The 13,717-nt window shown below is 55.7% G+C and carries 13 protein-coding genes; 3 read left to right on the forward strand and 10 right to left on the reverse strand.

Annotation, left to right across the window (positions count from 1 at the left end):
• The 4 genes from arfA (HMPREF2796_RS07100) to HMPREF2796_RS07115 all read right to left on the reverse strand — a co-directional run.
• The coding region (arfA, locus tag HMPREF2796_RS07100; RefSeq protein WP_141749204.1) for an alternative ribosome rescue factor ArfA at positions 1–83 on the reverse strand (83 nt) is incomplete at its 3' end.
• A 200-nt stretch (positions 84–283) separates the two neighbouring features.
• Entirely contained in the window at positions 284–1,549 is a 1,266-nt protein-coding gene (locus HMPREF2796_RS07105) for a Glu/Leu/Phe/Val family dehydrogenase (protein WP_070632350.1), read from the reverse strand.
• A gap of 362 nt (positions 1,550–1,911) precedes the next feature.
• A complete protein-coding gene (arfA, locus tag HMPREF2796_RS07110) occupies positions 1,912–2,145 on the reverse strand; it encodes an alternative ribosome-rescue factor A (RefSeq protein WP_070632353.1) in 234 nt (77 codons plus the stop codon).
• A gap of 213 nt (positions 2,146–2,358) precedes the next feature.
• Entirely contained in the window at positions 2,359–3,195 is an 837-nt protein-coding gene (locus HMPREF2796_RS07115) for a 23S rRNA (adenine(2030)-N(6))-methyltransferase RlmJ (RefSeq protein WP_070633455.1), read from the reverse strand.
• A 556-nt stretch (positions 3,196–3,751) separates the two neighbouring features.
• Here HMPREF2796_RS07115 and HMPREF2796_RS07120 point away from each other — a divergent pair.
• Both HMPREF2796_RS07120 and erpA read left to right on the forward strand, forming a co-directional pair.
• Positions 3,752–5,257 carry an SEL1-like repeat protein gene (locus HMPREF2796_RS07120; protein ID WP_070632356.1) on the forward strand — a complete coding sequence of 502 codons (1,506 nt, stop codon included), beginning with the start codon at positions 3,752–3,754 and terminating at the stop codon, positions 5,255–5,257.
• A 249-nt stretch (positions 5,258–5,506) separates the two neighbouring features.
• A complete protein-coding gene (erpA, locus tag HMPREF2796_RS07125; RefSeq protein WP_003821808.1) occupies positions 5,507–5,857 on the forward strand; it encodes an iron-sulfur cluster insertion protein ErpA in 351 nt (116 codons plus the stop codon).
• A gap of 212 nt (positions 5,858–6,069) precedes the next feature.
• Here erpA and glyA read toward each other — a convergent pair whose 3' ends face one another.
• The 4 genes from glyA to ilvA all read right to left on the reverse strand — a co-directional run bounded on the left by glyA (position 6,070) and on the right by ilvA (position 10,439).
• The gene (glyA, locus tag HMPREF2796_RS07130) at positions 6,070–7,320 is read right to left on the reverse strand and encodes a serine hydroxymethyltransferase (protein WP_070632360.1); all 1,251 of its coding nucleotides are present in this window, start codon (positions 7,318–7,320) and stop codon (positions 6,070–6,072) included.
• Between the two features lie 392 nt (positions 7,321–7,712).
• Positions 7,713–8,036: a divalent-cation tolerance protein CutA gene (cutA, locus tag HMPREF2796_RS07135; protein WP_070632362.1), complete on the reverse strand. Its 324-nt coding sequence runs from the start codon at positions 8,034–8,036 to the stop codon at positions 7,713–7,715.
• Between the two features lie 141 nt (positions 8,037–8,177).
• The gene (locus HMPREF2796_RS07140; protein WP_070632366.1) at positions 8,178–8,813 is read right to left on the reverse strand and encodes an alpha/beta hydrolase; all 636 of its coding nucleotides are present in this window, start codon (positions 8,811–8,813) and stop codon (positions 8,178–8,180) included.
• 99 nt (positions 8,814–8,912) lie between these two features.
• Entirely contained in the window at positions 8,913–10,439 is a 1,527-nt protein-coding gene (ilvA, locus tag HMPREF2796_RS07145; RefSeq protein ID WP_070632369.1) for a threonine ammonia-lyase, biosynthetic, read from the reverse strand.
• A gap of 281 nt (positions 10,440–10,720) precedes the next feature.
• Between ilvA and HMPREF2796_RS07150 the strand changes: the two genes are divergently transcribed.
• Positions 10,721–11,962 carry a D-alanyl-D-alanine carboxypeptidase family protein gene (locus HMPREF2796_RS07150; protein ID WP_070632372.1) on the forward strand — a complete coding sequence of 414 codons (1,242 nt, stop codon included), beginning with the start codon at positions 10,721–10,723 and terminating at the stop codon, positions 11,960–11,962.
• Between the two features lie 76 nt (positions 11,963–12,038).
• Here HMPREF2796_RS07150 and HMPREF2796_RS07155 read toward each other — a convergent pair whose 3' ends face one another.
• Positions 12,039–12,815, reverse strand: a complete 777-nt coding sequence (locus HMPREF2796_RS07155) for a hypothetical protein (protein WP_070632375.1) — start codon at positions 12,813–12,815, stop codon at positions 12,039–12,041.
• A gap of 104 nt (positions 12,816–12,919) precedes the next feature.
• Positions 12,920–13,681 carry a surface-adhesin E family protein gene (locus tag HMPREF2796_RS07160; RefSeq protein ID WP_141749184.1) on the reverse strand — a complete coding sequence of 254 codons (762 nt, stop codon included), beginning with the start codon at positions 13,679–13,681 and terminating at the stop codon, positions 12,920–12,922.
• Between the last annotated feature and the right edge of the window lie 36 nt (positions 13,682–13,717).

A 13,717-nucleotide genomic window follows, 5' to 3' on the forward strand; every position in this document is an offset into this window, starting at 1 on the left:
GTTTTGTGCCGGAACAGATTGGAGCGCACCAGCGCTTTGAGTGCGTTATCACGGATTTTTCCTTTATTGAGTTGATGTGCCATCGGGCTTTCCTTTTGTTTTGTATCTTGAATTGTTAAACCTATCTTTATCATTTTATTAAGTAATTCTGGTGTCATTCGGCATCTCTGCTACTCCCTGATTACGCTGTCAATACCTAGTTAAAGGACAAATATCCATAAACGAAAGGGTTGCCCGAATATTTTCAGGCAACCCTTTATCAAACCGTTTTTTCAACAAGCCATCAATACCAGCCGCGCAGCTTCATCGCTTTTTCAACACGGCGGATACTCATCATGTAAGACGCGGTACGCAGGTCCACATCATACTCTTGCGCCAGATTCCAAATATCGCGGAATGCTCGGCGCAGAACAACGGTTTCTTTTTCCTGAACTTCGTCAAATTCCCAGTAATAGCCTTGCAGGTTTTGCACCCATTCGAAATAGGAAACCACCACGCCACCGCAGTTCGCCAGAATATCGGGCACGACCAATACGCCGTTTTGACGCAGGATGGCATCAGCTTCGGGCGTAGTCGGACCGTTTGCGCCTTCGACCACGATTTTGGCGCGGACTTTGCCGGCATTTTCGGAAGTCAGTTGGTTTTCCAGCGCGCAAGGGGCGAGTACATCCACATCCAGCGCCAAGAGTTCGGCATTGCTGATTTCCTTGCCGTAACCGGCTTTGTTAGTGATAAAGCCGTTGGTCTGATACTCTTTGAATAGGGCTTCCATATCCAAGCCGTTTTCATTGTAGATGGCGACATCGACAGTGGAAACGGCAACAATTTTTGCACCAGCTTTGTGCGCGTAATAGCCCGTGTGATAGCCCACATTGCCGAAACCTTGAATGGCGTAGGTTGCGCCTTTCACGTCTTTACCGAGTTTCTCCAAAGCTTGGACGGCGGCGAAGTTCACGCCGTAACCCGTCGCTTCGGTACGCGCCAAAGAGCCGCCGAATTCGACCGGCTTGCCGGTAAACACGCCGGGCGCGGATTTTTTAACGACGTTTTCGTAGGCATCGACCATCCACGACATGATTTTGCCGTTGGTGTTCACATCGGGGGCGGGAATATCGATTTTCTCTCCGATCAGCGGGGAAATGGCTTCGGAATAAGCGCGTGAAATGCGTTCCAACTCTGCTTCTGAATAATCGCGCGGATCCAAAGTAATGCCGCCTTTGCCGCCGCCGTAAGGAATGCCTGCGACACAGCATTTGATGGTCATCCAAATTGACAGGGCTTTAACTTCGTCCAGATTCACATTCGGGTGAAAGCGCACGCCGCCTTTGTAGGGGCCGACGGCATTGTTGTGTTGCGAACGGTAGCCGGTAAAGGTTTTGACCGTGCCGTTGTCGAGTTTGACGGGGAAGCTGACTTCCAAGGCGCGTTGTGGGTTTTTCAGAATTTCATACACCGCAGGGTCGGCATTGAGCCGGTCGCAGGCGGTTTTCACCTGTTTGCGGGCGATTTCGAACGGATTCAGGGTTTCTTTTGCAGCAGATTGGGACATTTTTCCTCCTTCTCATGTTGGGTTGAGCTAAAAGGGCTTGCGGTCGTAACTATAACCAATTTCCAAACAAAATATAATAGAGTGTGGCCAATAATTGAAAAATATATTCATTTGTATAGGGTTTTATTTTCCCCAGTTTTTCAATATTTGGTTTTGACGGCCGATGGGTATGCCAGAATGAGCGGATTTAATAGGGATGTTGATGGTGCGAATCAGCGGCAATTTCAAACAAGCTATTTTTTAATGGCTGTATATGAAATGATAAATAGATAGTTGATAACGCTTAAAAACGGATAGTTCGCGGTGGTGGCAAGGTAGTGTGGCGATGTCGGCACATTACAAAACATGGAGCGTTGAAAAAGCTACCTGCACGGAATGGGAGGTGGGCAGGGAGGGCTGAGGCGGTTATCAGTGTAGCGATACAAATCAAAACGGGACGGTTGTTCAAAACCGTCCCGCCATTTTTTTGCTGCCTGCCTGTTGTAGCTGCCTTTGCCTTTCTTTTTGCGTTCCGTTTTGTGCCGGAACAGATTGGAGCGCACCAGTGCTTTGAGTGCGTTATTACGGATTTTGCCTTTATTGAGTTGATGTGCCATAGGGCTTTCCTGTTGTTTTGTATTAAAACGGGCGCGGATTGTAGCCTGCCGGTTAGGATGGGGCAAGGGGGGCAGGCTACCTGAAAATTGATGTTGTTAAGCAGAGGGGATATGATGCTGCAGGGTTTTGCATTATTGCTTTGCTGGTTTGGCGTGGTGCTGTATTTTTCAGGTAGCCTTTGCATGAAAAAGGCTACCTGAAAACTTAAATGCTTAAGCGCTTTCTTGCTCCAGCACAAACCTAGCGCCTTTGTCTTGCGCCAAGAGTTCGGCGAGGGCAGGCAGGTTGGCGGCGAGCTGTTCGGCCAGCAGATAGGGCGGATTGATAACGAACATGCCGCTGCCGTGCATACCGAAGCCGTCGCTGCGCGGGGCGTGGGCATGCAGTTCGGCTTGCAGCCAATGGGTAGCGGGCAGTTTGTGCAGTTCAGCGGGCAGTTGGCGGCTTTCTTCGCGCGAAAGGCAGGGATACCACAGCAAATAGCAGCCGGTGGCGAAGCGGCGCAGGGCAGCCTGCAGGGTTTTGACTACTTGGCGGTAGTCTTGTTTTTGTTCGTAGGGCGGATCGATGAGGATTAGGGCGCGTCGCGTCGGGGGCGGCAGGAGGGAAATCAGGCTTTGGTAGCCGTCGCTTTGTTTGGTGATGATGCGGCGGTCGGCGCGGGTGTTTTCCTGCAGCAGGGCGAAGTCGGCGGGATGCAGCTCAAACAGGCGCATTTTGTCGCTGTCGCGCAGCAGGCTTTGGGCAAGGCGGGGCGAGCCGCAATAGAAATCGGGCGCGGGCAGGATATGGCGCAGGTGTTGGCGGAATTGTTCCAGTTCGGCAGGCAGGGCGGGCGCGGCGAGCAGGCGGCCGATGCCTTGTTGGTGTTCGCTGGTTTTTTGTGCGGCATCGTCTGTCAGGCGATATAAGCCGGCACCGCTGTGGGTGTCGATATACCAATAGGGCTTGTCTTTACGGTTGAAGTAGCTGAGGGTGAGAAACAGGATAAAATGTTTGAGCATGTCGGCGTGGTTGCCGGCATGGAAGGCATGGCGGTAGCTGAGCATGGGGTGGCGCTGAGTTGGGAAAAGCGGCATTTTATAGCGGGTTGGTTCGCTTCCGCTACTTTGGCTAAATATTGCAGATAAAAAAAGGTGTGGCAGTCGGCCACACCTAAACACACACACATCAAGAGGAAAATGAATCCAATGTTGCAAGAAACAGGAGCATCTCTATTTCAACCAACCGGCTTTGATTGTCAGCCGGGCACTAAATCCTTTCAACTTGGAGGGAATTATAAAGATAATAGTCGGGAGAAATATTGACCAAAATCAAATGAACGACAATTCATAGCCCGAAAGTTTGGCAATTTATGCGTAAAAGAGGCTCCGTTAGCAAATTATCGGTGTGTTCTGGCTTTTCAGGTAGCCTCAAATAGCTTAAACGGGCTGCCACAGGGTATACCGGCATGCTAAAATGTCTGTATATTAACAAGATGCCGTGCAACAGAACAGTTAGCGGGCAGGGGAATAGCCCTTGCCAACCGGCCTTAACTAGGGAGTGGCGGTATGCGGCCAGGCCGCAATAGCCGCCAAAAGAAAGATTTAAATACGGTTGGAACGAATGATTAAATTTGCACTCGGGCGCAAAGCCGTTAAGCTGGTGAAAACAAATCGGACGGGGCAGGATAATCTGCCTGATGCCGAAGCCTATTACCGCCGCGCCCAACAGCTGTTGGAAGCAGAAGACACCCGCGAAAAAGCCGTGGCCGATATGCTCCAGGCCGCCGAAATGGGGCATCAGCAGGCGCAATACGAGCTGGGCGAATGGAACCGCCAAGGCCAAAATGTGCCGCAAAACTATGCCACCGCACTATATTGGCTGGAGCGTGCCGCCGCTTCAGGCTACCTGAAAGCCGCCTACAGCCTGGCTTTGATGCAGGCCAACGGCGAAGGAATGCAGCAAGACGTATTGGCCGCCAGCCAAGTGATGCAGCATCTGGCTGCGCAAAAATTCCCGCCGGCCATTGTGTGGCTGATGGAAAACGCGGCCGCCCACGGCCAGCACCAAAAAGCCTTTGCCTGGGCCTCCCATGCCGCCGCGCTGGGCGAACCGCAGGCGCAATACCACATGGCCTATGCCCTCCTGCACGGATTGGGCACCAAAACCGACGTGCGCCAAGGCATCAGCTGGCTCAAACGCGCCGCCGAGCACGACTACGGCGATGCGCAATGGCAGCTCGCCCGCCTGTATGAAACCGGCCGTTTCGGCGGCATGGACAAAGCCAAAGCCTTGCATTGGTATGAACGTGTGGCTGCCAAAGGCGTGGTGGCTGCCCAAAGCAAGGCCGGGCATATGCGGCTTAACGGTATCGGCTGCGCTGCCGATCCCAAAGCCGCCGTACAATGGATTATCCAAGCTGCCAATGCCAACGACTCGGAAGCGTTGAACCTGCTGGCCAAACAGCTGCTCACCGGGCAGGGCATCCAGCAAAATTTCGAAGCCGCCGTGCGCTGCCTGGAGCAGGCCGTGCGTTTGGGTAATGCCGACGCCATGTATCAGATGGGCGATGTGTACCGCTACGGCTTGGGTGTATCCAAAGACGACAAACTGGCGCGGCAATGGTATGAACAAGCCGTGCTCAACGGGCATGAAGAAGCCAAAGAAAAGCTGGCCGAGCCGGTGAAACCCCAGCGCCGTGCGTCCGACCCGGTGTGCCACTTGCCCGACCCGGAAGAGCAGCTGGCCGAAGAACACTACCGGCAAGCCTTCGTTTGCCACTTTGGCCTCAATGGTGCGACCCAAGACATCGGCCAAGCCTTCTCGCTCTACAAAGCAGCCGCCGAATATGGCCTGCCGCGTGCGCAAACCAACCTCGGCATGATGTTTTTCCTTGGCGAATTTGTGGGCAAAGACTACGAAAAAGCCGCAGCCTGGTTTAAAAAAGCCGCCATTCGGCATGATCCCGTGGCGCACTACAACCTCGCCTGCCTCTACTACCACGGCTGGGGCGTGCGTGCCAACGCCGGCGAAGCGATTTCCCACCTTAAAGCCGCCATCGCGCAAGGCCATAAGAACGAAGGCGAGTGGCAGAAGCTCTTAGAGCAATGGCAGGAAGAATTGGCTTAGGGCTGCCTGAAATCAAAAGGCTACCTGAAAAATGGCAAAAGGTTTTTCAGGTAGCCTTTATATGCAGTGATGGCGAAACGCAACGCCTGCCTTAAAATATTTTGCCGCAGGCACCGCCTGCCTGCACTTTAAACCCGCAGCATCCGCCCTTATTTGCCGCTTAGAATTTACTCAAGGCCGACTTGCCCGCAAACACCGCTTTGCGCCACAATAAGCCCATCCCGCATAACACAGAAAAAGGAATAAATCATGTCTGACATTGATCACAGCGATCCCATTATCTTCACTGAAAGCTGCTGCAATAAGGTAGCCGAGCTGATTGCCGAAGAAAACAACCCCGATTTGAAACTGCGCGTGTTTGTGAACGGCGGCGGCTGTTCCGGCTTCCAATACGGCTTCACTTTCGACGAAATCGTGAACGATGACGACTTCCAAATCGAAAAAAGCGGCCTCGTTTTCCTAATCGACCCGATGAGCTACCAATACCTGCTCGGCGCGGAAATCGACTACACCGAAGGCCTGCAAGGCTCACAATTCGTTATCCGCAGCAATCCGAATGCTGTAACCACCTGTGGCTGCGGTTCTTCGTTTTCGGTTTGATTGGTTCAAGCGCATGAATGAAAGGCTACCTGAAAGTTTCAGGTAGCCTTTTAAACAAGAATGCTACAGCGTTGTCTTGCCTTGCCGTATTACTCATACTGACGGTGACTTGCCGCCTTATCTGTAATCCGCTATATATTGAATGACATAAAAAAGCCGGCTGGAAACAGCCGGCTGGTTTTATTTCAAGCGAGGCGATCCAAGCTGTCTGCTTATGTGCCGTATACCGGGAATTGGTCGCACAAGGCTTTCACTTCGCCGGCCACGCGAGCCAGGTTGGCTTCGTCTTCGGGTTTGTCCAGCACATCGGCCACCAGATTCGCCAGTTTGCGGGCGGCAGCTTCGTCGAAGCCGCGGGTGGTGATGGCGGCGGTGCCCACGCGGATGCCGGAAGTAACGAAGGGTTTTTCCGGATCGTTCGGGATGGCGTTTTTGTTGATGGTAATCAACGCTTTGCCCAGTGCGGCTTCAGCGGCTTTGCCGGTGATGTGTTTCGGGCGCAGATCCACCAGGAAAACGTGGCTTTCGGTGCGGCCGGAAATGATGCGCAGGCCGCGTTTTACCAACTCTTCGGCCATGGCGGCGGCATTGATTTTCACCTGTTTGGCGTATTGCTTGAATTCAGGTGACAGGGCTTCTTTGAAGGCCACGGCTTTAGCGGCAATCACATGCATCAGCGGACCGCCTTGCAGGCTGGGGAAAATAGCGGAGTTAAGCGCTTTTTCGTGGGTGTTGTCACGGCACAGAATCACGCCGCCGCGCGGGCCGCGCAGGGTTTTGTGGGTAGTGGTGGTAACGAAGTCGGCGTGCGGCACGGGGTTGGGGTATTCGCCGGCGGCAATCAGGCCGGCGTAGTGTGCCATATCCACAAACAGGTACGCGCCTACTTTATCGGCGATTTGGCGGAAACGTGCCCAGTCAATTTCCAAGGCATAGGCGGAGGCACCGGCCACAATCATTTTGGGTTTGTGCTCAAGCGCGAGGCGTTCCACTTCGGCGTAGTCGAGCACTTCGTTTTCGTCCAGGCCGTAGGTAACGGCGTTGTAGAGCTTGCCGGAAATGTTTACCGATGCACCGTGGGTGAGGTGGCCGCCGTGGGCGAGGCTCATGCCGAGGATAGTGTCGCCGGGTTTCAATACGGAGGCATACACGGCTTGGTTGGCTTGCGAGCCGGAGTGGGGTTGTACGTTGGCATAGGTGGCGCCGAACAGTTTTTTCACGCGCTCGAGGGCAAGCTCTTCGGCCACATCCACGTGTTCGCAGCCGCCGTAGTAGCGTTTGCCGGGGTAGCCTTCGGCGTATTTGTTGGTGAGCTGGCTGCCCTGGGCTTCCATCACGGCGCAGCTGACGTAGTTCTCGGAGGCAATCAGCTCAACGTGGTCTTGCTGGCGCTTGTCTTCGGCGGCAATGGCGGCGGCGAGGTCGGGATCGTATTTGGCGATGGTGATGCTGCGGGAAAACATATTTGGGTCTCCTTTGACAGACAATGGATGGATGCTGGCGGGCAGCGGGGGATAAGCTGAACAAACCTGCTCTTGCCCCGACTGTGCCGTTTGTACTGCCGACGGTTGGCTGGGGAAGGGGAGTTTATTTAACTCATGTTAGGCGGTATTGTAGCCGAATTCGGTGCCGATAGCTAAAGCCCTTTGCTTCCTGCGGCGGCGGCTGGTCTGGCTATATGGATTAGCCTATTTGCGGCTTGTGGCTTGGCATGTAGCAAAGTCCTTCAGCTGTATGCGGCTGGCAACGAAGGCTACCTGAAAGCGGGCTCTGCGGGTTTCTGCGGAGCTAATATTTCAGGTAGCCTTTGATCTGCGGCAATAGTGGATGAGAGGCTGGATTAAAGCTCGCCGGGTTACGGCGCGAGGTTGTCGTTCAGCCATTTCAGGTAGCCTTCTGCGCCGCCGGATACGGGCAGCAGCAGGATTTGCGGGCAATCGTAGCTGTGCTGCTCGAGAATCAGGCGTTCAACGGCGGGATAGTGCTGCTCGGCGGTTTTGATGGTGAGGCGGATTTCGCTGTCGCAACAGAGCTCGCCCTGCCAGAGGTATTGGCTTTGAATGGCTTCGTATTGTACGCAGGCGGCGAGGCACTGTTGCAATAGGAGCCTGCCGATGCGTTCGGCTTCGGCTTGGCTGGGGCAGGTGGTGAGGATGATGGCGGGTTGGCAGGCGGGCATGGCGGTAAGGAGGAGATGAGTTTCAGGTAGCCTGGTTGGGCGCCGTAGGCTGGCGGACATTGTGGTTTCAATGGGGGGAAGTATGGCGGATAGTTTTTCAGGTAGCCTGTCCAATCCAAAGGCTACCTGAAACCGATCAGCTTATTTTTCCAACAGGCTGGGTACGAAGCGCAGCAGGATGTCGCGCAGGGGGATGAGTTTGCCGTGGAAGAAGTGAGAGGATTGGGGCAGCACAACCACGGGGATGTCTTGCGGGGCGGCCCAGCCGAGGGCGTTGGCCAGTGGGACGACTTCATCAATTTCGCCGTGGATTACCAAGGTGTGCGCCGGGTCGGTGGCTTGGGCAGCGGGCACTTCATACATGCCCACGGCGGGGCCGAGCAGTACGAGGGCATCGGGGCGGCGCTGCTGGGCGGCAAACAGGCTCACGTAGCCGCCGAAGGAGAAGCCGGAAATGATGAGTTGGGCGGCATGGGGGTGTTGGCTCTGGGCGTAGTCGATGACGGCGAGGCAGTCGTCGGTTTCACCTCGCCCGTAGTCGTGTTCGCCTTCGCTTTCACCCACGCCGCGCAGATTGGGCAGATAGCAGTGGAAGCCTAGGCGGGCATAGACTTTGGCGGCGGTTTGGATCACTTTGTTGGTAAACGTGCCGCCGTGCAGGGGATTGGGGTGATTGATGATGGCCACGCCGCGCTCGGGGGCTTCGGGCGGCAGATAGATGGTGTGCAGGCGGCCGGCGGGGCCGTCTATCCAGAGTAGGTGTTGGGGAGCGAGCATTTGGGTTCTCTTGGTTTATAAATGGATTTTGGTTTGAACTGCGCTAAGGCTGATGCTTTCAGGTAGCCTGAACGAGCTGATGAGGCTACCTGAAAAGATTTAGGCCTGGCCGAGGAACAGGCGGTAGGCGGCGTTGCCGGTTTGTTCGGTGTGCACATAGCCCAGCTCTTGCAGGAAGGTGTCGAAGGCTTGGTTGTCGGCGGGCGGCACGTCGATGCCCACCAGTATGCGGCCGTAATCCGAACCGTGGTTGCGGTAGTGGAACAGGGTGATGTTCCAGCCGATCTGCATGCGGTTGAGGAAATAGGCCAGTGCGCCGGGGCGTTCGGGGAATTCAAAGCTGAACAGGCGTTCGTGCGCCACTTTGCCGGTGCGGCCGCCCACCATGTAGCGGATGTGGATTTTGGCGGTTTCGTCTTCGGAGAGGTCGGTGTTGGGCAGGCCGGCGGCGGTGAGCTCGGCGCTGATGGCGGCCAGGTCGGCCGCGCCTTTGCTTTGGATACCTACAAAAATATGGGCGGTGGTGTCGTCGCCGTAGCGGTAGTTGAATTCGGTGATGTTGCGGCTGCCCAAGATGTTGATGAACTTGAGGAAGCTGCCAGGCTGTTCAGGAATCGACACGGCAAAAATGCCTTCGTTGCCTTCGCTCAGTTCGCTGCGCTCGGAAACGTGGCGCAGGCGGTGGAAATTGATGTTGGCGCCGCTGGTTACGGCAATCAGGGTTTGGCCCTGCGCCTGCTCGCGGGCGATGTAGGCTTTGAGGCCGGCCAAGGCCAGCGCGCCGGCGGGCTCGCAGATGCTGCGGGTGTCGTCGAAAATATCTTTAAGCGCGCCGCAGATGGCGTCGGTGTCCACCGTGATGATTTCGTCCAAAAATTCGCGGCACAGGCGGAAGGTTTCTTCGCCCACCAGCTTCACCGCCGTGCCGTCTGAAAACAGGCCGACATCTTTGAGAGCCACCAGGCAGCCTTCTTCGATGGAGGTTTTCATGGCGCAGGAGTCATGGGTTTGCACGCCGATTACTTTGATTTCGGGACGCACCTGTTTGATGAACACGGCCACGCCGGCCGCCAGCCCGCCGCCGCCGATGGGCACGAACACGGCATCAATCGGCTTGGAATGCTGGCGCACGATTTCCAGTCCGATGGTGCCTTGGCCGGCAATCACGTCGGGGTCGTCGAACGGCGGGATATAGGTTTGGCCGCTGCTTTTGGCCAGCTTTACGGCGTGGTCGTAGGCATCGTTGAACGACACGCCTTTGAGTACCACTTTGCCGCCGCGCGAGCGCACTGCGTCCACTTTAATCTGCGGCGTGGTTTCGGGCATCACGATGGTGGCTTCGCAGCCGAGCTTCTGCGCGGAAAGCGCCACGCCCTGGGCATGGTTGCCAGCGCTGGCGGTAATCACGCCTTTCTGCAGCAGCTCGGGCGGCAGCTTGGCCATTTTGTTGTATGCACCCCTGATTTTGAAGGAGAAAACGGGCTGGAGGTCTTCGCGTTTGAGCAGGATGCGGTTGCCGCTGCGCGCGGAAAGGTTGCGGGCGAAATCCAGCGGCGTTTCGGCGGCCACGTCGTAAACGCAGGCGGTGAGGATGCGGGTAAGATAGTCGGTGTGGGGCAAAGGCATGATGGTGGTGTCTGAAATCGTTTTGAAAGGCGGCAAGATACTCCGTTTGCGCTGCCGCTGGCAAGAAAAATCAGGTTAAACGCTTAGCAATACAAGTTTGAGCGGCTATAATCGGCGCAATTTTGCCGCATGATTGGTTTTTGGCGGCAGGTTACCTGAAAAAATTTCTGCCTTGCAGCACCTCTGCTGCGCTTTAACTTCGTTGCAGCCCCGCTTTCAGGTAGCCTCAATCCCAAGCCTGCTGGCGGCAAGCCATTCAATCAAATCCAACAGACAACGCAATGAAACAAAAACTCACCCTCCTCACCTTATCCCTTTTAGTGGCCGGCTGGCAGGTGCAGGCCGCGCCGCAAGCCGCTTCCGCCCCCAGCCAAGCCTCTGCGCCCGCCGCTTCCGCCCCGGCCGCTGCCAATTCCGCCGCCACCCAGCCCGTAACCGCTGTGGGACTGCCCGAAATCAAAGCCTCGGCCTATGCCGTGTATGACGCGCAAAGCGGCCAGATGCTCGCCTCGCACAAATTAAACGAACACATCGAGCCCGCCTCGCTCACCAAGCTGATGACCGCCTATTTGGTGTTTAAAGCACTGGAAGAAGGCAAGCTCAAACCGGATCAAACCTTTACCGTGTCCGAGCAGGGCTGGAAAGCGGAAGGTTCGCGCATGTTCCTCGACCCGAAAACCCCCGCCCGCGTGGACGATTTGCTCAAAGGGGTGATTGTGCAGTCCGGCAACGATGCTTCCATCACCTTGGCCGAAGCCGTGGCCGGCAGCGAAGCGCAGTTTGTGCAGCTGATGAACGCCGAAGCCAAACGGCTCGGCATGAACGACACCCATTTTGAAAACAGCACCGGCCTGCCCGGCGCGCAGCACTACACCTCGGTGCAAGACCTCATCACCCTTTCCGCGGCCATCATTCACGACTATCCGCAATACTATCCGCTCTATTCCATCCAATCCTACAGCTACAACAACATCACCCAGCCCAACCGCAACCTGCTGCTCTACCGCGACCCCGACGTGGACGGCATGAAAACCGGCCACACCGACAGCGCCGGCTACAACCTGGTTGCCTCCAGCAAACGCAACGGCCGCCGCGTGATTTCCGTGGTGGTGGGCACCGAAAGCATGCAGGCGCGCGCCGCCGAGAGCAGCAAACTGCTCAACTGGGCGCTGCAATCCTACGACACGCCCAAGCTGTATGACGCCGAGACCGCCATTTCGCAGGTGAAAGTGTATAAAGGCGCGGATAACTCGGTGAACGTGGGCTTTATCGACGCCACCTACATCACCGTGCCGCACGGCCAGGCCGCGCAGCTTCAGCCCGTACTGGAAACCGTACAGCCCGTGCTCGCCCCGATTAGCAAAGGCCAAGTGCTCGGCACCGTGAAATTTATGGACGCGCAAAACCGCGTGGTGGCGCAGAAAGACGTGGTGGCGCTCAACGACGTGGCCGAAGCCGGCTTCTTCGGCCGCCTGTGGGACAGCATCGTGCTGTGGTTTAAGAGCCTGTTTAGCGGGTCTTGATACAGTTTGATTGATGCGATAAAGGCTACCTGAAAACTCGGAACGGGGTTTTCAGGTAGCCTTTTTTGGCTGCTGCCTATCGGCGGTTGGCGCAAAAGCCTTGGGGGATGACGACATCGACCGAACCCGGGCGGTTGGCGAAAGTAAGGTGTTCGTGTGTGGCGAAATGACGGTTGTTTTCGGCATTTGTCCGATCGGTGCAGGTGGCGTTTTCTAGAGATTGTTGGAGAAAGGTACGGAAAGCGGATAAGTTTGAGCCGATGATGGATGGGTCGGTAATAATGAAGTATCGGTGTATGGTTGGATTCTTTGTGTCCACTGCTACCCGTATCAAAGTTAGTTGCTCGTTCAGTTTGAGTGGTAACTGTTGATTTGTAGTGGCTGCAATGTTAGCTGCAACTTCCATTTTTTCAGACTCTGTTTGGGGATGGATGGTGGAATGGGTAGCGCAATATCCTTTAGGGAGCGTGGCAGTAATAACATCATTGCGCCTATCCGCCAGACGATAGCGCATGATTACGCCTGATAGATCACTGAGTTGCCAAGCTTCTCTGCTTCCGCATAAAAATCCTAAGTTTAGATCTGACAGGTTGGATTGTAGGAGAGGCAGCAAGTCAATCGGAAGGGGTTTGGGCTGAGAAGAGGATTCTGTATTGATAACGACATCAAACACGACATGGCCATTTTCCAACAATACTCTATGGCTAGCGGTGTTACTGCCGAAACGGGCAGATGGTTTGCGATTGATGGAATTGATGACGGTTTGCAGCTCTTGCCGGGTGGGCTGGGCTTGGATGCTTGGGGCGGCGGCCAGCAAGACGGTTAGGAGGAGGGTTTGAAGGCGTGCGGACATGAGGTTTCCTGTTGCTTCCCGGGTTGGGCTACCTGAACCGGGGTTTCTGCGGAGCTTGGCTTGCGGGTGGTTTTTACATGGTATGAGTTCGGTTTTCAGGTAGCCTATCGGCTGCCTTGCTCACGTTCCTGCCGGCGTTGCAGGTTTTTGTTGATGATGGCGGCTTCGAGTTTTTCCACGGCCATGCGGCTGTTCCACAGCGGGCGTGCCTGTATGCGGCAGGCTTCGGCGGCGGCTAGGGCTTGAGGGGTTACGGTGTGCGGATCGAGCACGAAGGTTTCGTTGCGCGGGATGTCGCGGGTGAGGGCTTGGCCGCGCCCGAAGAAGCGGCTGTAGAGGGTGTTGGTGAGGAGCGTGCCTTGGCCGTTGGCGCAGTTTATGTGTAGTTTCAATATACTGGAGCGCGGTGCGTTGCCGGATTCCTCATCGGTGGAGTTGATGATCATGTTGAAGTACACGCCGCTCGGGGTATCCGGGTCGAAGCGGGTGCTGGCAAGGTCGAAATAGGAGCTGAGGTGGTTTTCGCAGTTCCAGCAGACGAGGCCGTGGGTTTTGTGGTCTTGGTTGAGGCGGTCTTGCGGGAGGACGGTATGGCGGGTGAGCAGGACGGGACCGTTTTGGGTTTTGCTATATACGGTGCTTTCCATCAATACGGCATCTTCTTGGGTAGACTGTGGTTTTCTGAATTCTTGGGTGTGTGACACCATAGACAGGTCTTCGCCTGCGGCGGGCGTTGGAGCGGCTGCGGGGATGGAGGCGGTGTTCGGTGCAGGTGCGGGCGCAGAGGGGGCTTGCTGTATGGTTTCGGATGGGTTGGAGCAGGCGGCGAGAAGGGATATGGACAGGATGGAGAGCAGGGGTTTCATGATAGAGAGGGAATAGGTGGAAAGGGTTTAATTGTG

The organism is Eikenella sp. HMSC071B05 (assembly GCF_001811325.1).
Lineage (GTDB): Bacteria > Pseudomonadota > Gammaproteobacteria > Burkholderiales > Neisseriaceae > Eikenella > Eikenella corrodens.